Below are 25,481 nucleotides of genomic sequence, written 5' to 3'. Positions count from 1 at the left end.
ATACAAATTTAAGGTTTAATTGGTAAAAGTAAAGTGGTTTGGCTTAAAATTAGTTAACAAAATATCACAAAATTCACTTTAAATTACTGTCTATAAAAGAATTAGGAAATTTAATTATGTGTTTGTTAAAGAAATCTAAAAATTTGTTAAGAAATACCAATAAACCTGTGGATAAGTTTTTATTTTTTTCTCTTTTTTAGTTCAATTATTATTTCTAATGGACATTAATTTTGGATTTTCTTGAAATTACTTTTTTGGACTTTTAAAAGTTTTCGGAGACTTTTTCCATAGAAGTTTTATACACAAAATAAATTTTTCAAATTTACTAACAATTGCCCATAAGTACCTTAATCCTTTGGTTTAAATCTCTTTATAATGTTGGTAAACTATTAATTTATTTACTTTAGAATGAAGAGAAATAAAAAGATTTATTTTTCCACAATTCTGGTTAGACCAACAACAATACTCATATTCTTTTTTAATAATAAAGAAATATAATGATGAATGAATGAGTTTTGGGAGTAGGGAAACTTTTCGATTTTAATTTTTTTTTAACGGTTCAGAAATCCTAAATTTGCTCAAGTCAAAACAAAAAAATTATGCAAAATATTTCAGATTTCAATTTCAAAGATAAAAAAGTTCTTGTTCGTGTGGATTTTAATGTGCCTCAAAACGAAAAGTTAGAAGTGACTGATGACACAAGAATTTCGGCAGTGAAACCAACTTTAGATTTAATTTTAGATGGCGGCGGTTCTGTTATTTTGATGACACATTTAGGAAGACCAAATGGAGAGAAGAATAAAAAATATTCTTTAAAAAGTATTCTTCCAACTATTGAAAATGTTATAGGAAAAAAAGTAAAATTTGCTGAAGACGCGCTTGGTGATGAAACCCAAAAAATGGTTGATGATCTTAAACCTGGTGAAATTTTATTATTAGAAAACCTTAGATTTTATAATGAAGAAGAAAAAGGAGATAAAGATTTTGCTGAAAAACTTTCCAAATATGGAGATGTTTATGTAAATGATGCTTTCGGAACTGCTCACAGAGAACATGCTTCTACAGCCGTAATTGCACAATTCTTTCCTTCAACTAAATTTTTCGGTTTATTAGTGGAAAATGAATTAAAAGCAATTGATAAAGTTTTAAATTCTGGCGAAAAACCAATTACTGCAATTCTTGGTGGTTCTAAAGTTTCTACAAAAATTACGATCATTGAAAATATTTTGCCAGCAATTGATAACTTAATTATTGGTGGTGGAATGGCATTCACTTTCGTGAAAGCACTTGGTGGTAATATTGGAGATTCTCTTTTAGAAGCGGATAAAATGCAGTTGGCTTTAGAAATTTTAGAAAATGCAAAAAAGCATAATGTAAAAGTTTATTTGCCGGTTGATACAATTATTGCAAAGGAGTTCAATAATGAAGCAGAACATAAAGAAGTTAATATCTATGAAATTCCTGAAAAATGGATGGGTTTAGATGCTGGTAGCAAAACGCGTTTATTATTTCATGATGTGATCGTCAATTCCAAAACTATTTTATGGAATGGCCCGATTGGTGTTTTTGAAATGGAAAATTTTTCTAAAGGAACTGTTGCTTTAGGTGATAGTATCGCCGAAGCAACAAAACTTGGTGCGTTTTCACTTGTTGGAGGAGGAGATTCCGTTGCGTTTGTAAAACAATTTGGTTATGATGACAAAGTAAGTTATGTTTCAACTGGCGGCGGCGCGATGTTGGAAAGTCTAGAAGGTTTGGAACTTCCGGGAGTTGCAGCAATCACAAAATAGAAATTTATAAAATAGTCTTTAAAAATAAAACCTGATTACAGTTCGTAATCAGTTTTTTTATTTTTGTTTAATTTTAGTAAAATTATGTTAAAATTTGATTTCAGAAACCAATCAATTTTCTATTTTTTATTTTTTTTCTATAATATATATCAAACTGGAAAATTCGTAGTTTTTTGAGGCCTTAAAATTAGAAATCGCACCAAAAATGAATCCTTTTAACCAAAATAAGCCAGATTTTTTATATTTTTCGCTCAACATAGAAATGTAAAATGAATCGAGTAGAAGTGGACGAATTTTTTTCAAATTCCAATTTGCGCTTTTATTTTTAAGTAAATTTTCCATTCCGGTTTTTGTGAAATGAAAAATATGACGCGGAACATCATAAGCCGCCCAAAATTTTCCGTAATGTTTTGCATCAAAAGAATTCGGATTTGGCACCGCAATTATTAAAATTCCGCCTTGTTTTAATTTGGAATGAAATTGATTTAAAATGTCATTTTGATTTTCTATGTGTTCGAAAACGTGCCACAAAGTAATTGCATCTAAACTTTCATTTTCAACTAAATTTAAATCAGAAATTATTTTTGATTTTGTTAATTTATTTTGAGCAGAATTCCTTGCAGACTCATTTGGTTCAAATCCTAAAGGTTGAAAATCTTTTTCTATATATTTTAAAAACTCGCCGGCACCGCAACCATAATCTAAAATTTTTGGACCAGTTTGGATAAATTTTGAAAGTATATTTTTTTTATAATTTAAATTAAAACCTTGTAAATATTTGTAAAATTTTTCTTTCAAACTACCAGAATCCTGATGGTGAGAAATATAATTTTCGCTATCATAATATTTATCTAAATCCGATGGAATAGGGAAGGTTTTATAGACACCTGGAATTTCAGTTTCTTTAATTTCAAAAGTTTCCTGAGTTAGGAAATGATCTTTAATTTTCATTTATAAAATAGTAATCAGGATTAATTTAAAACTTTAATTTTTTCAATTTTTGATGATTGAGAAAGTCCATTTGGATTACATCCTAATTTTCCTTCAGGAACTTCCACACCTAATTTCTCGTAAAAATTTAACCAAAATTCGTCAGTTTTTCCAGTTTTTGGGTTGATGAAAGTCATTGGTTTTAATTCAAAAATGTTGGCTTTACTAAAACTTCTTTCAATAAAATCTGAACAATAATAAGAATTTTCATTTAAAATGTAAGCAGTATTATAAGGTTTACCAAGCATTGATTTTGCTTTGACTATTGCATCCGGAATTGCAGATTGATATTTTGGTTTTAAACGGTAAAGTACAATCTTTGTCTTGCTATGATTCTTTATAAAATCAACATAAGAAACTTTACTGGATCCATTTTTCGTGGATGCTTCCAGTACATTAATATTTTTTCGTACTTTTTCTAAAATTGCAATATGATCAAATGAAATTGATTGATTATTATCAGTAACGCGACTTATAGCGCCAGAGAGATTTTGTGTTTCTGCCTGTACAAAAAGTAGATCACCATTTTGAAGTTCGCTAGTTTTTGAAACTGCACAACTTTGTACCACAAACAAGAAAATAATTAAAATATAATGCTTCATATTTTTAAATGTTTCACGTGAAACATTCATCGTTATTTTGCCATATAAATCATCAAAACATTAATATCAGAAGGTGAAACACCACTTATTCTTCCTGCTTGCGCTAATGTTTTTGGTTGAACCTTTGTTAATTTTTGTCTTGCTTCGGAAGAAAGGGAAGGTATATTTAAATACTCGAAAGTTTCAGCAATTTTTATATTTTCGAGTCGATTTAGTTTATCTACATTTACTTTTTCTTTCTCAATGTAGCCTTTATATTTAATATTAATCTCGGCTTGTTCACGAACTTCTTCAGAATATTTATCTAAGTTTTCCTTTAAAATAGTTATTGATTCTAAAGTTTTTAGGGTAATATTTGGACGTGTCAAAATTTGAGAAGCGCGATACGCTTGATCAACTGGAGAAGATTCGATACTTTCTAATAAAGGATTTATTACAGTTGGTTTTAAAGAAGTTTGACGCAAATACTCTTCTAGTTCATTGCTTTTATCAATCTTTTCTGTAACATTTTTTAATCTGTCTGCTTTTGCTAAACCAATTTTATATGACTTTTCCGTTAATCTAATATCTGCGTTATCTTGTCTTAAAAGCAAACGGTATTCTGCTCTTGATGTAAACATTCTATAAGGTTCATCAGTTCCTTTTGTTATTAAATCATCGATTAAAACACCAATGTAAGCTTCGTCTCTATTTAAAATAAATTCTGGTTTCTCATTAATTTTTAAATGAGCATTAATTCCGGCCATTAAACCTTGTCCCGCGGCTTCTTCGTAACCAGTTGTACCATTAATTTGTCCGGCAAAATATAGATTTGAGATTAATTTTGTTTCTAAAGTGTGGTTTAATTGAGTAGGAGGGAAGTAGTCATATTCGATAGCGTAACCTGGGCGAAAAACTTTTGCATTTTCGAAACCAGGAATTGCCTGCATTGCTTGTATTTGAACTTCTTCAGGTAAAGAAGAACTAAAGCCATTTAAATAAACTTCAACAGTACGCCAACCTTCTGGTTCAGCGAAAAGTTGATGTCTGTTTCTATCAGCAAATCGGTTTATTTTATCTTCAATACTTGGGCAATATCTTGGTCCAATACTTTGAATCGTGCCATTAAACATCGGTGATTTTTCAAAGCCAGTTCTTAAAATATCGTGGACTTTTTCGTTGGTGTAAGCAATATGACAACTTAATTGTCTTGTAATTTTTGGTGTGTCGGAATAACTAAATTTTTGAGGATTTTCATCCCCTTTTTGTTCTTCCATTTTGGAATAATCCAATGTTCTTCCATCAATTCTGGCGGGAGTTCCTGTTTTCATTCTTCCAGCTTCGAAACCTAGACTTACCAACTGCTCGGTAATTCCGAAAGATTTTGGTTCGCCCATTCTTCCGCCACCTAATTGTTTTTCACCAACGTGAATTAATCCGTTAAGAAAAGTTCCGTTTGTTAAAACAACCGATTTTGCTTTAATTGAAAGTCCTAAAGATGTTTTTACGCCGCAAACTTTGTTGTTTTCGATGATAAATTCTTTTACCATATCCTGAAAAAAGTCAAGATTTGGTGTTTGTTCTAAGGCAATTCGCCATTCTTCTGCGAATAACATTCTGTCATTTTGTGTTCTCGGCGACCACATCGCAGGACCTTTTGAAAGATTGAGCATCTTAAATTGTATGGCAGATTTATCGGAAATAATTCCGGAATAACCGCCCATTGCATCGATTTCTCTAACAATTTGTCCTTTTGCAATTCCGCCCATCGCAGGGTTGCAACTCATTTGCCCAATGGTTTGCATATTCATGGTTACTAAAAGCGTTTTAGAACCTAAATTTGCAGCAGCAGCAGCAGCTTCGCAACCTGCGTGACCGCCACCAACAACGATAACGTCGTATATTTCGTTTATCATAATCTTAATTGTTTCACGTGAAACATTTATAAAAATTTTCTAAGAAGACCAGATTGAAACTAGCCCCGATTGAAGTGGAAATCCTTTTCTTTTTCTTGAAAAAAGAATAGATTGCAGCGGAAAGCGGGAAATAGCTTCTAAAAAAGATTTATATAATGATCTTCTTTCTCACGCATTAAAGAAATTTCTTCTTCGGATTTGTCTTTATAACCACAGAGGTGAAGAATGCCATGTGCTAAAACCCTTAAAAATTCTTTTTCAAAGTCTTTATCCAGCATTTTGGCGTTATCTGAAATGCGATGCAAAGATACGAAAATATCACCGCTAATGATTTTTCCCTTAACATAGTCAAATGTGATAACATCAGTGTAGAAATCATGTTTTAAATAGTCTTGGTTTACTTTTAAAACATATTCATCGTCAGCAAAAATGAAAGTAATTTCACCTAATTTTTTATTCTCGGAAGTGATCAAATCATTTAGCCAAGGCGAAATTTTTTCTGAAATTTCTATTGGATCGGTATTTTCAAAAAAGTAATTTATCATAGTTTTAAAACCAGTGTCCGAGTATGACGTTGAAGTTTCCGTGGCCATTGTTAAGAGGATGACTGTAATTTACCTTTATTTGCCCAAAAGGTGATTTGTATCCAGCGGTAAGACCTGCAGATTTATACCGAACATTTAAAAATTCTTTGATCTGAATATCTTCAAACAAATTTGCGATGCTAAAAGTGCCAGTGAAAAAGAAATTTTTTGACAAGCTATACTGAAGACTGTTTGAAGCGAGTAATATATTATTGTCAGTAATTTCTCCCAACTGATAACCATCAAAAGGCACAAAATTATTTAAATTTTGCTCAAAAATACCGCCAATACTGTATTTATAATTCTCGTAATCGCTGCTGCCAACAGTAAAACCTGTAAAAAGTCGAACAGAATAGGTCAAGCGTGAAGTAACTGGAAAGTGAATTTTCACATCTGCTTTTGCCTGGTAAGATCTGCTCAATATATTTTTATTAAAAAGATCTAGACTTTTTCCGACGGCATTTAAATAAAAACCTCTTGTTGGAAATTCTTTATCATCCTGCGTGTCGCTCCGTAAAAAGATATAGGCGTTATAATAAGTTTCAGTAGGATTTCCCCGTATTTTGAATATATCATTGCTGATACCGCCGCCCAGCGCATATTTTTCTTTATAAATTGACTGGATGTATGCTTCGGTGCGAAACCAATTCACAGTTTTTATAATATCGCCGGAGTTTGTTTTCGTGTTAAAACTCATACCGGAGGCATAAACGCCAAAACCAGGAATGTAACCATTGTCAATAAAATAATTAAAATAGTATCGTGGTTTATCTCCGATAATTCCATCTAAAGAAATAGTTGAATTTCTAAAGAAAAGTCTTTTAGCAGTGGCATTAAGAAGTAAACCAGTTTTAAATATTTCGTCATAATGAAGTCCAAATTTCAGGAAAAATCGGGTATCATCTTCCTGCACATCAACTCTTAGTATATTTAAGTTATCCTTTTGAATAACATCATAATTTATCAGTTTATAGTTATTTGTAGCGTATAATTTGTCAATCATCTTATTAATATTGCCATAAGTAAGAAGAGCTGGCGTTTTTAAATTCATTTTTCCCTGAACATAGGAACTGCTAAAAATATTATTATTAACCAATTGCAGACTGTCAATCTTATAAATATTTGAATAAATACCCGTCATTGGTGCGCGCAAGACTGTATCTGTTTTTTTTGGAAGTTTATCAAGGATTGTGATATATTTTTTTGCCTCAACATAACCAGAGTCTAAAATTTGCTTTTTTGCATCATAGCTTGTTGCACCTAATGTCCCTAAGTCAGGATGAATATTAATATCTGTATATTTATATTGATTAATAGTTTCCCGCTGGATTCCAAAATCAATTACCTGATTTAGAATAGAAATAGCACTATTTAGATCACTTCTTTTCGCTAAACCCTGGCTTAAATCTACACCTATCACAACATCAATTCCCTTATCTCTGAGTGGTTTTGAAGGATAATTAATTGTCATTGCGCCATCAATATATAAGCTATCACCGATCTTCACAGGATCCATTAATCCTGGAAATGCGGAACTTGCCATAATAGCCTGAGAAAGATCTCCTTTTTCAAAAATATTAAGTGAACCCGTTTCTAAATTGGTTGCAACACACATGAAAGGTATGGGAAGTTTAGAAAAGTCATCAATTGTTGATACATTTCTAAAAAGTTCTTTTAAAAGATAAATATTTTTTTGTCCGGTAGAAATGGCTTTAGGCAAAACATTAATTTTTCCGTCTTGAATAGGTACTGTGATTAAATATTTATCAATTGACTTATTTAAAAATGAGGTTTCAACACGCGTTTTTTCATTGGCGATGATCGTGTAAAAATCAGTATCTAAAACAATCTTTTCAATCTCTTTACCCGAATATCCAGAAGCGTAAAGTCCGCCAACAATGGCGCCCATACTTGTTCCCGAAATATAATCGATTTTTACGCCCAAAGAATCCAAAACTTTTAAGACACCAATATGTGTAAATCCTTTCGCGCCACCGCCACTTAATGATAAACCGACTCTTGGATGTGGCGGAATAACGAAACCCTGCTTTACTTGTGATTTAGGTAAAAAACCGATTATTAAAAGTATAATTAATATAAATTTTTTCATTTTAATCTTTTATATAAATTCTTTTCACGCGTCGCGAAATAGAGGTTAAAACTTCATAAGGAATTGTTTTACAGTAATTTGCGAAATCCTGTAAACTTGGGTTGTCATTAAATATAATTACTTCATCGCCTTCTTTTGCTGGCAGATCATCAAGTTCGATCATCATCATATCCATACAAACATTTCCAACAATTGGTTTTAAAGTTTTATTGATTCCCACCTTTCCGATACCATTCCCAATTAATCTTGGGATTCCATCTGCATAACCTACGGGAATTGTGGCAATTTTGGTTTTAACATTTGGTATAAAATTCCGATTATAACCAACACTTTCTCCCGGAAGAATTTCATTGATCTGGGAAATAACCGTTTTTAAACTTACCGCTGGTTTTAATTGTTTTTGAATTTTTGGGTTCGGTGAAATTCCTACCATTCCAATTCCAATTCTAACCATATCAAATTGATGATCAAAATAATTAACTATTCCGGACGAATTTAAAATATGTCTAACAATTGGATAATTTAATGCAGCAATAATTTTATCAGAGTTTATTTTGAAAGTCTCAATTTGCTTTAAAGTATAATCTTTTTGTTCCAAATCATCAGCGGAAGATAAATGGCTGAAAATCGTTTTAACTTCAAGATTATTAAGTTTAATTTGCTCAATAAGTTCCTCTATTTCTTCAGTTTTAAAACCCAGACGATGCATTCCTGTTTCTAATTTAATATGAACGGGATATTTTCCATCAATTCCTTTTTGCTGAAGTTTTTCTACAAATTGTTTTAAAACCCGAAAACTGTAAATTTCGGGTTCAAGATTAAAATCAATAATGCCATTATAACTTTGTTGCTCAGGATTCATCACCATAATCGGAACTGTAATCCCTTTTTTTCTTAGATCAATCCCTTCATCAACGAACGCAACACCCAGATAATCAATTAAATGGTGTTGTAAAAATTCGGCAATTTCAAAACCTCCCAATCCATAGGAATGCGCTTTTACCATCGCCATCATTTTGGTTTCCGGTTTTAGCAAAGATTTATGAACATTAATATTATGCAACATATTATTTAAATTGACTTCCAAAACAGTATCATGTTTTTGAAGTTCTAAAGTCAGTTTTAAACGGTCAATTTCAAATTTTCTTGCGCCTTTTAATAAAATAATTGAATTTTCAATCTTGTTAATTAACTGATTGTCAATTAATTCTTCGGTTGTTTTAAAGGTATAAACTTCGTTAGAAAACAGATCTGAATATTCTATAATTTCTGAACCAACTAAAAATATTTGATTAAAATTTTGCTCAATTGTAAGTTTTGCAACATAAGAATAAAGTATTTCCGGCTTTTCTTTTACATCAATAATATCAGTCAGAATTAAGATTTTATTTGGCTTCTTATATTCTTTAATAAATTGATATGCAATTTGTAAAGAATCAACGTCTAGATTAAAAGAATCATTGATAATTAAATTATTACGCGTCCCTTCAACACTTTCCAAACGCATTTCAACGGATTTTATAGCGTTAAGTTTCGGGATAATTTCTGAAATTTTAAAATCCAAATGTCGCAAAGTTGCAATGATACAAAGTCCATTTAAAACTGTGGCTTCAGTCCTGTTTTTTACGGGAAAAGTAAATTGTTCTAAATCATTTTCAACCTCTATTTCTTTATTGACATTTTTCCAGTCTGTGGTTAAATGATAGTCGTTTCTACTTTTTGAACCAAAAGAAATTAAATTTTTATCAGCATATTTTTCATTCATTAACTTAAAAACCAAATCATTATCGCCATTAAAAATAATGGTTTTAGAATCTTTAAATAATTTTAATTTTTCTGTAATAATTTCCTCTTCTGATTTGAAATTGATGGAATGAGCCGTTCCAATATGTGTTAAAATTCCTATTTCTGGGGAAAATATATTTTCGAGAATTGCCATTTCGCCAGGTTTTGAAATCCCAACTTCAAAAATTCCGAGTTCGTGTTTTTTTTCAATCTGCAAAAGCGAAAGCGGCAAACCAATTTGAGAATTAAAACTTTTCGGACTTTTCACAGTTACAAATTCGTTCCAAAGACATTGGTAAAGCCATTCTTTTACGATTGTTTTTCCGTTGCTGCCGGTAATTCCAATGCTTTTTAAATGACTGTTTTCGAAATGGTGTTTTGCTAATTTCTGTAAAAATTCTGTGGTATTTTCGGTTATGATCCAGGTAATATTTGGATGCTCAAAAATTTGATGCGCTGAAATAATGATTGAAACACCTTTTTCTATCGCCTCATTGATATATTTTTCACCAGAATTTTTAAAACTATTGATCGCGATAAAAGCCGTTTCAAGCGTAGAAAAGATAATTCTACTGTCATAAGCCAAAGATTTAACAAAAAGACTTTCATTCCCAATTAATTGAGAATGAGTAATTTCTGCTATTTCTTTTGTTGTGTAATTCATTATTTTTCTGACATTTTTTCAAAAAATACTTTGCGACTAACGGCTTCGTAATTTTCTGTTTCACCCAATTCTACCAAATTTTTTCCTTCGGATTTTCGCATAGAATAATTGGCTAAATTTCCGGTATCTCGACAAATTGCGTGAACTTTCGTCACATATTCTGCGGTCGCCATTAAATTTGGAATGGAGCCAAAAGGTCGTCCCAAAAAATCCATATCCAAACCAGCAATCACGACACGAACGCCATTATTTGCCAAAGTATTTGCAACATCAACAATGCTTTCGTCGAAAAACTGTGCTTCATCAATTCCCACTACATCACAACCAGAACCTAAAAGTAAAATTTCGGAAGTACTTTGTACCGCCGTGCTTCTGATTTTATTTTGATTGTGAGAAACCACATCTTCTTCCGAATAGCGGACGTCTAACGCGGGTTTAAAAATTTCTACATTTTGTCCAGCCATTTCTGCGCGTCTCAAACGCCGGATCAATTCTTCCGTTTTCCCCGAAAACATTGAGCCGCAGATTACTTCCATCCAACCACTTTGTTTCGCGTGATTTATTGTGTTTTCTAAAAACATTTGTTAAATTAGCAATTAATAAATTACCTCAAAAGTAAGCAAAAATTAACAAGATAAAACCATGCAAAGTATTCAAAATTTAAAGGAAAACATTTTTTCTGAGTGTCAAAATTACTTGCAGGAAATCCGAAAAATTGAAACGCAGGAAGAATTATTTCAACAGGAAAAAACGATTGGAAAATTATTAGAGCAAACTCAATTTTTAAGTAAATTATCAGAAATTGACATTGAGATTCCCCAATTTTCCGATGAAAGTAAAGCGCAAATTGAGAATCTTGAAGCAACAAATGAGAATTTAAAAACAGAATATTGGGAAATTCTACAGCAAAAAGAAGAAGAAATTTCTGAATTATCTGCTAAAATTAAAGTTTTAGAAAATGTTGAAGTTCAGGAAAAATTAACTGAAACTGTTTTGCCAAAAATGCCTTTAGAAAATGCTTTTGCTGATTTATCCGAAACAGAAGAAATTAAAGAAAACGAATTTGTTGAAAATATTGAATTGGAAAATTTAAATGTGGAAGAAATAAAAAGTTTTGATGCTGAAAGTACTTCCGAAACTGAAATAAACGAAACTGTTGAAGAGCAAATTAAATTAATTCAGGAAAAAGAAGCGGAGGAAAGAAGGCGCAAAATTGTTGAATTTAATAAAACTGAAAGTGTAAGCGCAGAACCTTTGTCGATTTTTGATGAATTTAAAAATGAAACACTTTCTGAGAAAAAATTTAGATTAGGGAAAATCAAAGGATTGGGAATTGTAAAATCTTTATTTGATGATGATTTTTTAGAAGAAAAACCGGTAGAAAAAATTGAGGAAAAATCTTTGCACAACAGCAATATGGCAACCGACTTTATGGAAGCAGAAAAGTTTAAACAAGATTTTAGAATTGATCTTAATGATAAACTCGCTTTCACAAAATTATTATTTAAAGGTGATGAAAATGAACTTAAATCTACTGTAAATCAATTGAATAGTTATAAAACTTTGGATGAAGCGAAAGAATATTTAAGTGAATTATATTACCAAAATGATTGGAAGAAAGCAGATGAATATGCGCAAAGACTTTGGGTTTTGGTGGAAAATAAATTTATTTAAATGAGCGGAATCCTGTATTTTATTCCAACACCAGTCGGAAATCTGGAAGATATGACGTTTCGAGCGGTTCGTTTACTGAAGGAAGTCGACTATATTTTATGTGAAGACACGCGGACTTCTGGCTTTCTTTTAAAGCATTACGAAATATCTAAGCAACTGAAATCCTATCACTTACACAACGAACACCAAAACACGCAAAAGGTAATTGAAGATCTTAAAAACGGACAAAATATCGCTTTAATTACAGATGCGGGAACACCAGGAATTTCGGATCCAGGTTATCTTTTAGCGAAAGCTATTTCAGATGAAAATCTTGAAATGCAATGTTTACCAGGCGCGACAGCATTTGTTCCGGCCTTGGTGGTTTCAGGATTGCCAAATAATGAATTCCTATTTGCGGGATTTTTACCACCTAAAAAAGGTCGGCAAACAAAATTAAAACAATTGGCAGCGGAACAAAAAACTGTGGTTCTGTATGAAAGTCCGCACAAAATCAACACGACTTTAGAACAGATCAAAGAATTTTTCGGAGATGAAACCAAAGTTAGTTTGAGCAGGGAAATTTCCAAGAAATTTGAAGAAACAAAACGTGGAAAAATTGACGAATTGATTGCTTTTTCTAAAAGTAAAACTTTGAAAGGCGAGATTGTTTTGGTAGTCAATAATGTTGAAAATAAAGAAAACGAAAGTGAAATAGTTTCGTCAAAAAATAAATATAAAAACTTAGAAAAATAAACTGAAATGGGATTATTAGAAGGAAAAGTGGTTTTAATTACAGGCGCAACACGCGGGATTGGAAAAGGTATTGCAGAAGTTTTTGCTGAGCAAGGTGCGCAAGTTGCCTTTACTTATGCCGGTTCTGTAGATAAAGCAAATGCGCTTGAAAAGGAATTAAACACAAAAACGAAAGCAAAAGCCTATCAGTCAGACGCTTCGGATTACGATGCTGCGCAAAAATTAGTAGCCGACGTTATTGAAGAATTTGGAAGAGTAGATGTCTTGATAAACAATGCCGGAATCACCAAAGATAATTTGATGCTGAGAATGTCAAAAGACGATTGGGATCTGATCATAAAAACTAATTTAGATTCGGTTTTTAATTTAACAAAGGCCGTTGTAAAGCCAATGATGAAAGCAAAATCTGGTTCTATAATCAATATGACTTCGATTGTTGGAATCAAAGGTAATGCGGGACAAGCCAATTATGCCGCCTCAAAAGCGGGCGTTATTGGTTTTACAAAATCAATTGCGTTGGAATTGGGTTCAAGAAATATCCGTTGTAATGCCATCGCGCCAGGTTTTATCGAAACTGAAATGACCGCGGCTTTAGACGAAAAAACCGTTCAAAGTTGGCGAGATGCAATTCCTTTAAAACGCGGTGGACAACCGCAAGATGTTGCAAATGCATGCGTTTTCTTCGCTAGCGAAATGTCGTCTTACATTTCAGGACAGGTTTTAAATGTGGACGGTGGAATGTTGACTTAATTAGAAATAAAAATCACAAATTCTTTTACTAAAAACTAAAAATTAGTTGATAAAACTAAATTGCGGAATATTTTTTGTTTAACTTTAATTCAATAAAAGTATTAAAGATTTGATGACTTCACTTTTACAAAATTTTCAAAAAACGCGCGCTTATTCAGTTGAGTTGTGCTCGCCGCTGGAAATCGAAGATTATATTCCGCAACCTGTTGATTTTGCAAGTCCACCAAAATGGCATTTAAGTCATTCTACTTGGTTTTTTGAGGAAATGATTTTAAAGAAATTCGTTGAAGATTACCAAATATTTAATCCGCATTTTTCTTTCTTATTTAATAGTTATTACCATGCAGTTGGTGAAAGAGCGATTCGCACAGAACGTGGAACGATTACGCGTCCAACCGTTTCAGAAGTCTATCAATATAGGATTTATGTAGATTCTCACATTGAAAAATTACTAAAAGATGATGTTTCAGAAGAATTAAAAGAATTAATAATTTTAGGAATAAATCATGAGCAACAGCATCAAGAATTACTGATCACGGACTTAAAACATACACTTTCTTACAATCCGATAAATCCCGTTTATAAAGAAAAATTTAACCTCACTGCTCAAAAAAATGAGGAAGAAGGTTGGTTAAAAATATCAGAAAACATTTACGAAATTGGTTTCGAAGGCGAAGGTTTTCATTTTGATAATGAAGAAGGAAGACACAAAGTCTTTTTACACGATTTCGAAATTTCAAAAAGTTTAGTGACTAACGCAGATTTTTTAGAATTTATAGAAGATGGTGGTTATGAAAACTTCAAATATTGGTTGGATGAAGGTTGGAATTGGGTTAATGAAAATCAAATTGAAGCACCACTTTATTGGCAAAAAATCGAAGGTAATTGGTATTCGTACACATTAGAAGGTTTAAAACAAATTGAACCCGAAGATATTTTAACACACATTTCATTTTACGAAGCACAAGCGTTTGCCAATTGGAAAGGTTGTAGATTACCTACAGAATTTGAATGGGAAGCGGCATCAAACCAATTAAAATGGGGAAAGAGATGGGAATGGACTTATTCCGCTTATCTTCCTTATCCAAAATTTAAAATTGCAGAAGGTGCAGTTGGCGAGTATAATGGAAAATTTATGATCAACACGATGGTTTTGCGCGGTGCTTCAACTGCGACACCAAAAGGCCACGAAAGAAATACGTACAGAAACTTTTTTCACCCAAAATACAGGTGGCAAATTACAGGAATAAGATTAGCGAAATGACAAAAGAAAATACATTTTTAGAAGATATCGATTTGGGATTATCAAGTGAGAAGAAGTTTATTTCTTCCCATTTTTTTTACGATAAAATTGGCGACGAATTATTCCAAAAAATAATGGAATTGCCGGAATATTACCTTACAAATTGCGAGTTAGAGATATTTCGCGATCAAAGTGAAAGTATTATTTCGAGTTTTGATATCATAAAAGATCAGGAATTTGAGTTGATTGAACTTGGCGCAGGCGACGGAAAAAAGACGCAATATCTATTAGATAATTTATTGAAAAATGGTTATAATTTTAAATATATTCCGGTTGATATTTCTCAAAATAGTTTAGATGTTATTTCAGATCGACTTGTAAATTTATTTCCATATTTGACTCTTGAAGCCAAACAAGGTGAATATTTTACGGTTTTAGATGAATTATTTAGTTCAGAAAAACCGAAAGTGATTCTTTTTATTGGGTCAAATTTGGGTAATCTAAATGATGAGGTGGCGCATGATTTTTTAAATAAATTGGCGACGCATTTAAAACCAAATGAAAAACTGCTTTTAGGTCTTGATTTAATTAAATCCCGCGAAATTGTTTTGCCCGCTTATAACGATGCACAAGGCGTTACGAGAGAATTTAATATGAATTTATTGAAAAGAATAAATGAAGATCTTGGCGCAAATTTCATTTTGGAGAATTTTAAACATCAACCGGAATACACTGAAGAAGGTTTTGCGAAAAGTTATTTAGTAAGTAAAATAAAACAGGAAGTTTACGTCAAAGATTTAGATAAAACTTTTGAATTTGATGAAAATGAAAAAATTCACACAGAGATTTCCCGGAAATATAATGATGAAATTTTAAATGATTTATTGAAAAATTCCTCTCTTGAAATTTCAGATAAATTTTTAGACTCTAAAAACTATTTTGCTGATTATATTTTGACAAAAAAATGAGTTTAAAAGGAATTTTAGGACTTGGCGCGTTTTCCACGCAGTATTATTTGGGTGAAATTCAAAGAAAATTCAAAGTAAGAAATAAAGAATTTTCAACTTGTCCATATCTTTTGTATCAGATTGATTTTCAGGAAATAAACCCATTTTTGCCGAATCAATTTGCTGTTTTAAAGCCTAAAATAGAATCCGTTTTAAATGAAATTTTAAGTTTAGGAATTTCTGAATTATTAGTTCCAAATATTACGTTGCACGAAACTTTAGACAAAATAGAAAGTCCGTTAAAATTATTTCATCCCGTAAAATTGACAATCGATTATTTGGTTAAAAATAAGATTTCAAAAATCACGTTGTTCGGCACTTTATACACAATGAATTCCGATTATTTAAAGGAAAAATTTTCTGAAAATAACATAGAATTAATTCTTCCATCTGAAGAACATCAAATCTGGTTAGATAATTTCAGGAAAAAAGTTTTTGATCAAATTCAAACACAAATAGAAATCGAAACTTACCAGAATTTAATCATAGAATATTCTGTCCAAAATCCCGTCGTAATCGCTTGTACAGAATTGTCTGTTTTTGCTTTAAAAAATGATTCAAAATGTATTGATATGGCAGATTTACAGATCGAAGAATTTTTAAAATAAAGAATTTTTATAAATTTTTCTCGAAGCAAATACTGTTTTCCATATTTTTATATTGTCCGTAACTAGGAATAATGTTGTAGGTTTTTGAATATAAATTTACCGCCTCCGTTTGGCGTTTGCCGGTTTCCAGAATTGTTTTAGTGAAACCTAATTCCTTTGCCCAATTCTCTAATTCAGATAAAATTTTAGACGCAAAACCTTTACCCCGAAATTCCGGTTTTACGAACATTCTCTTTACTTCTGCCGTATTTTCATCAAAAGGTTTAATCGCACCACAAGCAACGGCTTCGTTATTTTCAAACAAGACAAGACAGTTTTGAAGCGCCGTAATTTTGTTAAATTCAGCATAATAAGCATGTTCTTCGCCATCTTTTAAAGCAAGATAAAAATCAAGATCTTTCACTAAACTTATAAAGTTTAAATCTTCTGAATTTGTCCTTTTTATTTCCATAATTTTAAAAATAATTAATCGTTAAAAGTCTGATTTTCTTGTTCTTGCACGCGTATAAAAGTTGTACGCTTAGAAAGTTCTTTTAAATGAGACGCACCGACATAAGTGCATGTCGAACGAACACCGCCCAAAATATCTTTCACAGTTTCTGAAACAGCACCCTTATAAGCCACTTTTACAGTTTTACCTTCAGAGGCGCGGTATTCTGCAACACCACCGGAATGTTTATTCATCGCGGTTTGCGAACTCATGCCATAAAAAAGTCTAAATTTTTTGCCGTTTTCTTCAACTATTTCGCCGCCACTTTCATCGTGACCGGCAAACATTCCACCGAGCATTACGAAATCTGCGCCGCCACCAAATGCTTTCGAAACATCACCTGGAATTTTGCAACCGCCATCAGCGATAATTTGTCCCCCAAGTCCATGCGCGGCATCTGCGCATTCAATAATCGCGGAAAGTTGAGGATAACCAACGCCGGTTTTTATACGGGTTGTGCAAACGGAACCTGGACCAATTCCCACTTTTACAATATCTGCGCCGGCAAGAATTAGTTCTTCAACCATTTCGCCAGTCACTACATTTCCTGCAATAATGGTTTTATCTGGAAAATTTTGTCTGGCATTTTTTACAAATTCTACAAAATGTTCAGAATAACCGTTCGCAACATCAATGCATAAAAAATTAATTTTTGGATGATTCGTAAGAATATTTTTGATTTTTTCTGCGTCGTTGGAACCTGTTCCTGTGCTTAAAGCGATGTAATCATAAATGGAATCGTCTTGATCCAAAAGAAATTCTGCCCATTCATTTTCCGTGTAATGTTTATGAATTGCCGTGATAATTTTTTCTTTGGAAAGAGCTTCTGCCATTTCAAAAGTTCCGACGGTGTCCATATTTCCTGCGATAATTGGGACGCCGCTCCATTTTTTTTGAGAATTTCTGAACGTGAAATTTCTTTCTAAACTAACTTGTGATCGGGATTTTAATGTTGATCTTTTTGGGCGGATCATTACATCTTTAAAACCTAATTTTATATCGTTTTCTATGCGCATTTTGAATCTTTAAGTTCAAAGATAAATATAATATTATTTAAGAAATAATATCTTAAGGTTTAATCACGGCATTTATTTTTTGCCAAAGTGAATCATCAAAATCAGAAAGTGCGAAATTGGTTCCATCAGCAGAATTCCCCATTCTGATGATCACTAATTTTTTAGAAGGAACAACGTATATTTTTTGGTCATTTTTACCCAAAGCACAAAACATATCATTTGGCGCGCTAGGAATTAAAGTGCCGGGAATTTGAACCTGGGTTTGAGGTAAATGGTAACTTGCTTTACCATTGAGCCACCAAAGATATCCATAAGCCAAATTGATGTTTTGAGAAGTATTGGTTGCCGCAGTGACAAAGTCTTTATTAATAATTTGAGTTCCATTCCAGTTTCCATTGTTTAAAAATAATAAACCAAACCTTGACATACTTCTTGCGGTACTCCAGTAAATATTATCGTTTCCATTGGGAATCCAGGTTCCCGTCATTCCTATTTTGTCCCGAAGATTGGCATTAAAATAATTGATCCATGTTTGCTTGCTTGAACTTGCAACAACATCTTGTAATTTTTCAAAAACATTGTGATATGCCCATCTTGTTCCGGCGTCTGCTTTATATTTTAAATTTGAAGGACTGACATCATCTCCCAAAGAATCATCTAAACCAGAAGTCATTGTCAAAAGATGATTTACTTTAATGAGATTTTCTTGTGCTAAAGTTTCGCTCGTCCAACCTGTTCCAACGTAGGCAGAAACTTTTTCGTTGAGATTTACCAAATTATTTTGTTGTGCAATTCCCACAACTGTTGAGGTTAAAGTTTTTCCTGCACTTGCCCAATACCAAGGTGAAGCAGCGGTTTGTGTGCCAAAATATTTTTCTAAAACAATTCTCCCATTATAGAGAACCATAAATGATACTGTATTTTTTAACTGCAAATAATCATACAAAGGCTGAACCGCTGAAGAATGCCATCCGAGTGTATTAAGATCTTTGGTTTCCCAGGTGTCGGAATTATTTGGTGGAAAGTAAATGCTTTCATTTGGCGCTTGAGGATTATTAACAGGTTCTGTAATATCAGAACTATTTTTACAACCAATAAAAAGAAAAAAAATCAAGCAAATTAAAGATTTCATGGGAATTATTTAAACTATAGATTATAAAATTATCATTAAGTTAAAATTATCTTAAAATTCATTCGAAGTATCAAATGGTTGAAACGGATTTTAGACCAATAATAGATCCAATTAATGTAATTAAAAAAAACATCCGCCAAAAATGAACCGGTTCTTTGAAAACAAAAATTCCCATTAAAACTGTTCCAACCGCTCCAATTCCTGTCCAGACTGCATAGGCAGTTCCGATTGGCAAAGTTTGGACAGCCTTCAAAAGTAATAGCATACTAATGCTAAGCGAAATCAAAAAATCAGCGTACCATAAATACATGACAGTTCCCGAAGATTCTTTTGCTTTCCCAAGGCAAGAAGCAAAAGCGACTTCAAAAAGTCCGGCGATAATAAGAATTAACCAGTTCATTTTAAGATTCGTATTTAAAATTTTCTGTCAGTTCAGCAATATATTCATACGCCGTTAAATCAAATTTTACAGGAACTACGGAAACAAAACCTTCTAAAAGTGCATTTTCATCAGCATCTTTTCCAGAATCCATATTATTAAAATAGCCAGAAAGCCAAAAATATTTTTTACCATGAGGATTAACTCTTTCATCAAAATTCTCTTCCCATTTTGCGTTCGCTTGTCTGCAAATTCTGATTCCTTTTATTTCGTCTTCTTTAAGTTTTGGAATATTGACATTTAAAACAACACCTTTTGGTAAAGGTTTTTCTAAAACATTACGCACAATTTTCTGGATAAATTTTTTCCCTTGCTTGAAATCTGCATCCCAGGCAAAATCTAAAAGTGAAAAACCAATGGCTTGTAAACCTTCAACGCCGGCTTCAACTGCAGCGCTCATCGTTCCGGAATAAATGACATTAATGGAAGAATTTGCTCCATGGTTAATCCCTGAAACCACTAAATCTGGTTTTCGGTCTAAAATTTTATCTAAAGCAAATTTCACACAATCAACAGGCGTTCCGGAAAGAGCATAATCTTTTTGTGGTCCTTCTAAATGTATTTCTTCGAAAGTTAAAGTTGCGTTTATTGTTATTGCGTGGCCTTTACCGGATTGTGGAGAATTTGGAGCCACAACGACTACATCGCCAATTTCATTCATAAAAGAAACTAAATTTCTTATTCCCGGCGCGGTAATTCCGTCGTCATTTGTTACTAAAATTAAGGGTTTTTGCATAGAACTTTTTCGTTTTTACAAAATTAATTAAAAAGTTGTGGAAACTTCGTTAATTAGGTATTAAATTTGCCAGTTGAACTTTTTTAAAGTAACAAAAAATCATTTCCAAAGACCTATTAAATCATAAATATAACCCGCCAAATGTTCAAAAAATTCAAATTCAATAAACTTCTTCTCTTCATTCCGCTTACAACGCTTGCTTTTTGTTTTAATTCTCCTAAAGATGATGATCAAAAAATGTCGACTATTATGGTAAGTGTTAAAAACACACTTTCTTATTTGCATTATAGTCCAAAACCTTTTAATGATGCATTTTCACAAGATGTTTATAAGCAGTATTTTGATATGGTAGATCCTGCAAAAAGGTATTTTTTGGCATCTGATATGAAAGAATTTTCTCAGTACAATACAAAACTTGATGATTTTCTAACTAATGGAGATCTTACTTTTTACAAAGCAACAGTTGACAGACTTTACCAGCGTGTAGACGAAATTGATTTAATGACGCAGGATATTTTTAAAAAACCAATCAATCTGGACGAAAATGACAGTTTGATAATTGAGCCAAAAGATAAATTAAATCCTGAAAATAAAGAGGCGCAGTATAATGAGTGGAAAAAATATATAAAATATAACATTCTTCAGGAAATGGCGACTTACACTTCAAAGGAGGAAGCGCAAAAAGAAAAGAAAGATTCCGTACAGAAATTTAAATTAAAGGATACCATTAAATTAAATATACTCACGCCTGAAGCTAAAAAAATTAAAGCGACTAATGAGGTAAAAGATCTTGTGGCAGATACTTTCAGGAGATTTAAGAAAAGAAAAAAAATGAACTGGTTTACGGTTTATATGAATGCTTACACGCAGGTTTTTGATCCGCACAGTAATTATTATTCGCCAAAAGACAAAGAAGATTTTGACAGTAGTTTTAGCGGACAGTTTATCGGAATTGGCGCAATTATTCAGGAAAAGAAAGGGTTTTTATATTTAGGTGAACTTGTAACCGGAGCACCAGCCTGGAAATCTAAACAATTAAGCGAAGGTGATAAAATTTTAAAGGTAAAATCAAAAGCAAATGAAGATGCAGTAAATGTTGTTGGAATGCTTTCAGAGGAAGCCGTACAACTAATTCGCGGGGAAAAAGGAACGCCTGTGACTTTAACGGTTGAGAAAAAAGACAAATCGATAAAAGATGTTACCTTGATACGTGATGAAATTACGATTGAAGATACATTCGCAAGAAGCGCTTCTATTCAATATAAAAATGGTAAAAAATACGGCTACATTAATTTGCCGGGATTTAATGCTAATTTTAATGATCCAAAAGGAAGAAATGCTTCCGATGATTTAAAAGCTGAATTGGTAAAATTAAAAGCCCAAAACGTTGAGGGAATTATATTAGACTTGAGAAATAATGGAGGAGGATCATTAACCGAAGTTGGTGATATTATGGGACTTTTCATGAATGGCGGCGCTTACGTTCAGGTTAAAAATGGTGATGGAAAAATTCAAACTTTGAGAGATAAATCGACTACGCCACTTTGGACGGGTCCGCTGGTAATTATGCAAAACGAGTTGTCAGCTTCCGCTTCAGAGATTTTAGCTGGTGCGATGCAGGATTATGGAAGAGCTGTAATTGTTGGATCGCCGCAATCTTACGGTAAAGGAACGGTACAGACTTTTGTAGATTTAAACCGATTTTTAAACACTAATGACGATTTTGGCTCGCTTAAATTAACCATTCAGAAATTTTATAGAATTACAGGAGAATCAACACAAATTAAAGGTGTTAATTCCGACATTTCTTTAAAAGATTTCTTCACGAATTCTGAAATAGGTGAGCGTTTCAGTGATTATGCCTTGCCTTGGGATAAAATTGCAGCCACGAGTTTCCAGAAAATGAATGTTTTTAATATTGCTGCGTTACAGAAAGCAAGTGAAGCAAGAATTAAAAATAATGCTAATTATCAGTTGCTGCAAAAATCTACTGAATGGAAAGATAAGTTAGACAAAGAAAAGAGCGTTACTTTAAATGAGAAAAAATTTATGGCGCTGATGGAGCAAAGAAAATCTGATCTTAAAGCATTTAAACCTCTGGAGAAATATGACAATAAATTAAGTTTCTTACTGAATCCGGACGAGGTGGCTAAAGAGAAAACAGATACAGTTTTCGCTAAAAAAACCAAAGCCTGGACGAAAAATCTCAGCCGTGATTTCTATCTTGATGAAGCTGTAAATGTAGTTTCAGAAATGAAATAGATAAAATAATTACAGAAAAAAAGGCCGGAAATTAATTTCCGGCCTTTTTTATTTGATGAAATTTAGGATTTATTTTATCTCTACACATCCAACTCTACCACCAGCGTTTCCTGTCGGTTGCGTCATGAAATCATCTTTTCCTGCATGAATAACAATCGCTTTTCCCACGATATTTTTTGAGTCGTCAGAACATCCCAGACACCATTTATCGGTTTTAAAAATTAATCTAGCCGTTCCGTTTTTATCAGCAACTAAGTTTCCGATATCGCCCATATGAAAATGTGCAGAATCGAATTTTCCATGATCATCTTTTGAAGGATTCCAGTGTCCGCCGGCAGAACTTGCATCTGTTGCAGAGCAGTTTCCAAATTCATGGATATGAACGGCGTGAGTTCCGGGTGTTAATTTGTAAACATTCATGTCCATTTCCACCATCGCGCCGTCTTCGGTAAATTTCGCAGTTCCCTGGGTATTTGTTCCGCTTTTAGAATTAATGGTTTCCGTCATGGTTTTCATGGTTTTCATTTTTTTCATAGAACCACAAGACGTTGCCGTAACGCCAGCTGCTGCAAAAAGTAAAAATTTAAAATTTTTCATATTATTTAATTTAGATTAATTCTTAAGTTAATAATTTTACTACCGTTTAGAAACAGAATTCTACAACTCAGGCAGAAAAATTAGGTATAAATATACACTGAAATTATCTTTGGTCAAAATTAAAACTATGAAATCAATTTTGAAAATCATTTCTATTCTAACATTCTTAATAAGCGGCGTTTTTTTTGCGCAGATAAAAATCAGCGGAAAGATCAGTTACAAAAATAAAGGCGTTGCAAATATTTCTATTACTTTAAAAGACACTTACGATGGCGCAACTTCTGATGCAGAGGGAAATTACACTTTCGAAACTTGTGAAAAAGGTAATAAAATATTGGTTTTTACCAATACAAAGTTTGAAAATGTGGAAAGACCGATCATTATTTCGACGGAAAACATCACGCAAGATGTTGAATTAAAAGAACAGCTTAATGAAATTGACGCCGTTGTAATTTCCGCCGGAAGCATTGAAGCGAGCGATAAAAAACGTGCAACTGCTTTATTAACACCAATTGACATCTATACAACTGCAGGCGCAGACGGACAAATTACTGCAGCTTTAAATTATCTTCCCGGTGTGCAAAAAGTTGGCGAAACGGAAGGAATTTTCGTGCGTGGCGGAACCGGCGCTGAAACCAAAATTTTTATGGACGGCAGTTTGATCAACAATTATTTCTCAAATTCTGTTCCCGGGATTGCTGGTAGAGATCAGTTTAATACATCTTTATTTAAAGGAAATATTTTTTCCAGCGGCGGTTATTCTGCGCTTTACGGTCAGGCTTTGTCCGGCGTTTTAATTCTGGAAAGTGTGGATCTTCCGGAACAGACTTCTTTTGACATCGGCGTTTCACCAATATTTTTAAACGGAAGTTATCAGAAATTAAATACAGCAAAAACGGCTTCTTATGGCGCGAGTTTAGGTTATTTAAACATAACATTAGTAGATAAATTGTTAAAATACAACACAGATTTTGACAAAGTGCCGCAAAACATAAGTGCCGATGCTAATTTCAGAATTAAAACAAAAGGCGGCGGATTTTTAAAATATTATACAAAATTTGATACCAATAAACTGGCGGTTTTATCTGAAAGTTTAGAACCGGATTCTGATAAAAATAAGGTTGCTTTGAAGGGAAATAATATTTTTCAAAATCTTTCATTTAAACAAAAATTCGGGAGATATTTACTTAATGTTGGATCGTCTTACACTTATAATAAATCTGATGTTGATTTTACCACTTTGCTAAATAACGTTCCGCAGAATACAATTAATTCAAAAACAACTGGAAATTACATTAATGCAAAAGCAGTTTTAGAAAGAAAATTTAATAAAATTTCTGCCGTTCGTGGTGGTTTTGAGTTCAATAATGCCAATGAAGATTCTCGATATGGAATTTTCCAAAAAAACTATTCAGACTTACTTTCTGCCGGATTTGTAGAAACTGATCTTGGTTTTTCAAACAATTTTTCTGCTAAAATTGGCGCGCGTGCAGAAAATTCTTCTTATTTAAATCACTGGAATTTTGCCCCAAGAGTTGCCGTTGCGTACAGAATTGCGAAAGATTTTACCACTTCTTTGGCTTACGGTAAATTTTTTCAAAACCCGGAAAGTAAATATTTAAATTCCAACGTGCCACTAACTTTTCAAAAAGCGGACCATTATATTTTCCAGATCCAAAGAAATACAGAAGGCAGAAATTTAAGATTGGAAGCATTTTACAAAAAATACGATCAACTAATTAAAACCAATGGAAATCAGAATTTTTCTACAGCAATTAATAACCAAGGAAATGGTTTTGCGAAAGGTCTGGAATTGTTCTGGCGCGATAAAAAATCCATCAAAGACATCGATTACTGGGTCACCTATTCTTACCTGGATTCCAAACGTGATTTTCAAAATTATCCAATAAGTCTGGCGCCTGGTTTTGCAGCGAAACACACACTTTCTGCGGTGGCGAAAAAGTTCGTTACCAAATGGAAAACGGGTTTTAATATGTCTTATACCTATTCTTCCGGCCGTCCTTATTATGATATTGTTGATAACAACGGACAAAATATAATCAGAAATGAAGGAAAATTAAAAGATTACAGCGGACTAAACTTCAGTTTAAATTATCTGCCGAATTTGGGTAAAAAAGATTCGAAAGCATTTACTGTTTTAGTGTTGAGTGTTTCCAATATTTTAGGGCAGAAAAATATTTATGGCTATAATTATTCAAATAATGGATTGCGACGTTCGCCCGTTACGCCAACTGTCAATACTTTCGTCTTTATCGGTGCTTTCATTAGTTTCGGACAGGATAAAACGAATGATGCGATTAATAATAACTTATAGATTTTAGAATAAAGAGCCAAGAATCAAGATTTTAAAC

General features: G+C 32.6%; 22 protein-coding genes. 9 read left to right on the top strand and 13 right to left on the bottom strand.

Going from position 1 to position 25,481, the window contains the following annotated elements; all coding sequences use genetic code 11:
* Positions 1 to 599: 599 nt before the first annotated feature.
* Positions 600 to 1,790: a phosphoglycerate kinase gene (locus BM238_RS09965; protein ID WP_090080357.1), complete on the top strand. Its 1,191-nt coding sequence runs from the start codon at positions 600 to 602 to the stop codon at positions 1,788 to 1,790.
* A gap of 126 nt (positions 1,791 to 1,916) precedes the next feature.
* On the opposite strand, the gene BM238_RS09960 is transcribed toward BM238_RS09965, so the two are convergent.
* The 7 genes from BM238_RS09960 to BM238_RS09930 all read right to left on the bottom strand — a co-directional run bounded on the left by BM238_RS09960 (position 1,917) and on the right by BM238_RS09930 (position 11,001).
* Positions 1,917 to 2,741, bottom strand: a complete 825-nt coding sequence (locus BM238_RS09960; RefSeq protein WP_090080356.1) for a class I SAM-dependent methyltransferase — start codon at positions 2,739 to 2,741, stop codon at positions 1,917 to 1,919.
* A 20-nt stretch (positions 2,742 to 2,761) separates the two neighbouring features.
* A complete protein-coding gene (locus BM238_RS09955) occupies positions 2,762 to 3,382 on the bottom strand; it encodes a YiiX/YebB-like N1pC/P60 family cysteine hydrolase (protein WP_090080500.1) in 621 nt (206 codons plus the stop codon).
* Positions 3,383 to 3,414: 32 nt separating this feature from the next.
* Positions 3,415 to 5,277 (bottom strand): tRNA uridine-5-carboxymethylaminomethyl(34) synthesis enzyme MnmG, encoded by a 1,863-nt coding sequence (mnmG, locus tag BM238_RS09950; RefSeq protein WP_090080354.1) that lies wholly within the window; start codon positions 5,275 to 5,277, stop codon positions 3,415 to 3,417.
* 137 nt (positions 5,278 to 5,414) lie between these two features.
* The gene (gene ybeY / locus BM238_RS09945; protein ID WP_090080353.1) at positions 5,415 to 5,822 is read right to left on the bottom strand and encodes an rRNA maturation RNase YbeY; all 408 of its coding nucleotides are present in this window, start codon (positions 5,820 to 5,822) and stop codon (positions 5,415 to 5,417) included.
* Between the two features lie 4 nt (positions 5,823 to 5,826).
* Entirely contained in the window at positions 5,827 to 7,971 is a 2,145-nt protein-coding gene (locus tag BM238_RS09940; RefSeq protein WP_177205456.1) for a patatin-like phospholipase family protein, read from the bottom strand.
* Between the two features lies 1 nt (position 7,972).
* Positions 7,973 to 10,420, bottom strand: a complete 2,448-nt coding sequence (locus BM238_RS09935; RefSeq protein WP_090080349.1) for a bifunctional UDP-N-acetylmuramoyl-tripeptide:D-alanyl-D-alanine ligase/alanine racemase — start codon at positions 10,418 to 10,420, stop codon at positions 7,973 to 7,975.
* Positions 10,420 to 11,001, bottom strand: coding sequence for a thymidine kinase (locus BM238_RS09930; protein WP_090080348.1), 582 nt, complete (start codon positions 10,999 to 11,001; stop codon positions 10,420 to 10,422). Before BM238_RS09930 ends, BM238_RS09935 begins: the two co-directional genes overlap by 1 nt.
* A gap of 61 nt (positions 11,002 to 11,062) precedes the next feature.
* Between BM238_RS09930 and BM238_RS09925 the strand changes: the two genes are divergently transcribed.
* From BM238_RS09925 to BM238_RS09900, 6 genes are all read left to right on the top strand, one after another.
* Positions 11,063 to 12,094, top strand: coding sequence for a hypothetical protein (locus BM238_RS09925; protein ID WP_090080346.1), 1,032 nt, complete (start codon positions 11,063 to 11,065; stop codon positions 12,092 to 12,094).
* On the top strand, positions 12,095 to 12,829 hold the full coding sequence (rsmI, locus tag BM238_RS09920) for a 16S rRNA (cytidine(1402)-2'-O)-methyltransferase (RefSeq protein WP_090080344.1): 735 nt from the start codon (positions 12,095 to 12,097) through the stop codon (positions 12,827 to 12,829).
* Positions 12,830 to 12,835: 6 nt separating this feature from the next.
* Positions 12,836 to 13,579 carry a 3-oxoacyl-[acyl-carrier-protein] reductase gene (fabG, locus tag BM238_RS09915; protein ID WP_090080341.1) on the top strand — a complete coding sequence of 248 codons (744 nt, stop codon included), beginning with the start codon at positions 12,836 to 12,838 and terminating at the stop codon, positions 13,577 to 13,579.
* Positions 13,580 to 13,691: 112 nt separating this feature from the next.
* Complete coding sequence (gene egtB / locus BM238_RS09910) at positions 13,692 to 14,843, top strand: ergothioneine biosynthesis protein EgtB (protein WP_090080338.1); 1,152 nt, start codon at positions 13,692 to 13,694, stop codon at positions 14,841 to 14,843.
* On the top strand, positions 14,840 to 15,790 hold the full coding sequence (locus tag BM238_RS09905; RefSeq protein ID WP_090080336.1) for an L-histidine N(alpha)-methyltransferase: 951 nt from the start codon (positions 14,840 to 14,842) through the stop codon (positions 15,788 to 15,790). Before egtB ends, BM238_RS09905 begins: the two co-directional genes overlap by 4 nt.
* Positions 15,787 to 16,437, top strand: coding sequence for an aspartate/glutamate racemase family protein (locus tag BM238_RS09900; protein WP_090080334.1), 651 nt, complete (start codon positions 15,787 to 15,789; stop codon positions 16,435 to 16,437). The genes BM238_RS09905 and BM238_RS09900 overlap by 4 nt, the downstream gene beginning before the upstream one ends.
* Before the next feature lie 7 nt (positions 16,438 to 16,444).
* Here the strand turns inward: BM238_RS09900 and BM238_RS09895 are convergent, their stop codons facing one another.
* The 5 genes from BM238_RS09895 to surE all read right to left on the bottom strand — a co-directional run bounded on the left by BM238_RS09895 (position 16,445) and on the right by surE (position 20,250).
* Positions 16,445 to 16,888, bottom strand: a complete 444-nt coding sequence (locus tag BM238_RS09895; RefSeq protein ID WP_090080331.1) for a GNAT family N-acetyltransferase — start codon at positions 16,886 to 16,888, stop codon at positions 16,445 to 16,447.
* Positions 16,889 to 16,902: 14 nt separating this feature from the next.
* A complete protein-coding gene (locus tag BM238_RS09890) occupies positions 16,903 to 17,943 on the bottom strand; it encodes a GMP reductase (RefSeq protein WP_090080330.1) in 1,041 nt (346 codons plus the stop codon).
* Between the two features lie 52 nt (positions 17,944 to 17,995).
* A complete protein-coding gene (locus BM238_RS09885) occupies positions 17,996 to 19,075 on the bottom strand; it encodes a serine hydrolase domain-containing protein (RefSeq protein ID WP_090080327.1) in 1,080 nt (359 codons plus the stop codon).
* A 70-nt stretch (positions 19,076 to 19,145) separates the two neighbouring features.
* Positions 19,146 to 19,475, bottom strand: coding sequence for a DMT family transporter (locus BM238_RS09880; protein ID WP_090080326.1), 330 nt, complete (start codon positions 19,473 to 19,475; stop codon positions 19,146 to 19,148).
* A 1-nt stretch (position 19,476) separates the two neighbouring features.
* On the bottom strand, positions 19,477 to 20,250 hold the full coding sequence (gene surE, locus BM238_RS09875; RefSeq protein WP_090080324.1) for a 5'/3'-nucleotidase SurE: 774 nt from the start codon (positions 20,248 to 20,250) through the stop codon (positions 19,477 to 19,479).
* Positions 20,251 to 20,391: 141 nt separating this feature from the next.
* Between surE and BM238_RS09870 the strand changes: the two genes are divergently transcribed.
* The gene (locus BM238_RS09870) at positions 20,392 to 22,512 is read left to right on the top strand and encodes a carboxy terminal-processing peptidase (protein WP_090080322.1); all 2,121 of its coding nucleotides are present in this window, start codon (positions 20,392 to 20,394) and stop codon (positions 22,510 to 22,512) included.
* 69 nt (positions 22,513 to 22,581) lie between these two features.
* On the opposite strand, the gene BM238_RS09865 is transcribed toward BM238_RS09870, so the two are convergent.
* Complete coding sequence (locus BM238_RS09865; RefSeq protein WP_090080320.1) at positions 22,582 to 23,109, bottom strand: superoxide dismutase family protein; 528 nt, start codon at positions 23,107 to 23,109, stop codon at positions 22,582 to 22,584.
* A gap of 127 nt (positions 23,110 to 23,236) precedes the next feature.
* Between BM238_RS09865 and BM238_RS09860 the strand changes: the two genes are divergently transcribed.
* Positions 23,237 to 25,444: a TonB-dependent receptor gene (locus BM238_RS09860; protein ID WP_090080318.1), complete on the top strand. Its 2,208-nt coding sequence runs from the start codon at positions 23,237 to 23,239 to the stop codon at positions 25,442 to 25,444.
* The last annotated feature ends 37 nt before the right edge of the window (positions 25,445 to 25,481 follow it).

This window comes from Halpernia frigidisoli (genome assembly GCF_900113805.1).
In the GTDB taxonomy this organism is placed as follows: domain Bacteria; phylum Bacteroidota; class Bacteroidia; order Flavobacteriales; family Weeksellaceae; genus Halpernia; species Halpernia frigidisoli.
Note: the sequence above shows the minus strand (reverse complement) of the source record. Positions and strands in the feature narration are given on the sequence as shown.

Coding starts and splice junctions, on each gene's coding strand:
- ybeY (WP_090080353.1), bottom strand. CDS start 5,822: ATGATAAATTACTTTTTTGAAAATACCGATCCAATAGAAATTTCAGAA.
- egtB (WP_090080338.1), top strand. CDS start 13,692: ATGACTTCACTTTTACAAAATTTTCAAAAAACGCGCGCTTATTCAGTT.
- BM238_RS09895 (WP_090080331.1), bottom strand. CDS start 16,888: ATGGAAATAAAAAGGACAAATTCAGAAGATTTAAACTTTATAAGTTTA.
- BM238_RS09930 (WP_090080348.1), bottom strand. CDS start 11,001: ATGTTTTTAGAAAACACAATAAATCACGCGAAACAAAGTGGTTGGATG.
- BM238_RS09900 (WP_090080334.1), top strand. CDS start 15,787: ATGAGTTTAAAAGGAATTTTAGGACTTGGCGCGTTTTCCACGCAGTAT.
- BM238_RS09860 (WP_090080318.1), top strand. CDS start 23,237: ATGAAATCAATTTTGAAAATCATTTCTATTCTAACATTCTTAATAAGC.
- BM238_RS09960 (WP_090080356.1), bottom strand. CDS start 2,741: ATGAAAATTAAAGATCATTTCCTAACTCAGGAAACTTTTGAAATTAAA.
- BM238_RS09940 (WP_177205456.1), bottom strand. CDS start 7,971: ATGAAAAAATTTATATTAATTATACTTTTAATAATCGGTTTTTTACCT.
- fabG (WP_090080341.1), top strand. CDS start 12,836: ATGGGATTATTAGAAGGAAAAGTGGTTTTAATTACAGGCGCAACACGC.
- BM238_RS09905 (WP_090080336.1), top strand. CDS start 14,840: ATGACAAAAGAAAATACATTTTTAGAAGATATCGATTTGGGATTATCA.
- BM238_RS09935 (WP_090080349.1), bottom strand. CDS start 10,420: ATGAATTACACAACAAAAGAAATAGCAGAAATTACTCATTCTCAATTA.
- rsmI (WP_090080344.1), top strand. CDS start 12,095: ATGAGCGGAATCCTGTATTTTATTCCAACACCAGTCGGAAATCTGGAA.
- BM238_RS09955 (WP_090080500.1), bottom strand. CDS start 3,382: ATGAAGCATTATATTTTAATTATTTTCTTGTTTGTGGTACAAAGTTGT.
- BM238_RS09925 (WP_090080346.1), top strand. CDS start 11,063: ATGCAAAGTATTCAAAATTTAAAGGAAAACATTTTTTCTGAGTGTCAA.
- BM238_RS09870 (WP_090080322.1), top strand. CDS start 20,392: ATGTTCAAAAAATTCAAATTCAATAAACTTCTTCTCTTCATTCCGCTT.
- BM238_RS09890 (WP_090080330.1), bottom strand. CDS start 17,943: ATGCGCATAGAAAACGATATAAAATTAGGTTTTAAAGATGTAATGATC.
- BM238_RS09965 (WP_090080357.1), top strand. CDS start 600: ATGCAAAATATTTCAGATTTCAATTTCAAAGATAAAAAAGTTCTTGTT.
- BM238_RS09880 (WP_090080326.1), bottom strand. CDS start 19,475: ATGAACTGGTTAATTCTTATTATCGCCGGACTTTTTGAAGTCGCTTTT.
- BM238_RS09885 (WP_090080327.1), bottom strand. CDS start 19,075: ATGAAATCTTTAATTTGCTTGATTTTTTTTCTTTTTATTGGTTGTAAA.
- BM238_RS09865 (WP_090080320.1), bottom strand. CDS start 23,109: ATGAAAAATTTTAAATTTTTACTTTTTGCAGCAGCTGGCGTTACGGCA.
- mnmG (WP_090080354.1), bottom strand. CDS start 5,277: ATGATAAACGAAATATACGACGTTATCGTTGTTGGTGGCGGTCACGCA.
- surE (WP_090080324.1), bottom strand. CDS start 20,250: ATGCAAAAACCCTTAATTTTAGTAACAAATGACGACGGAATTACCGCG.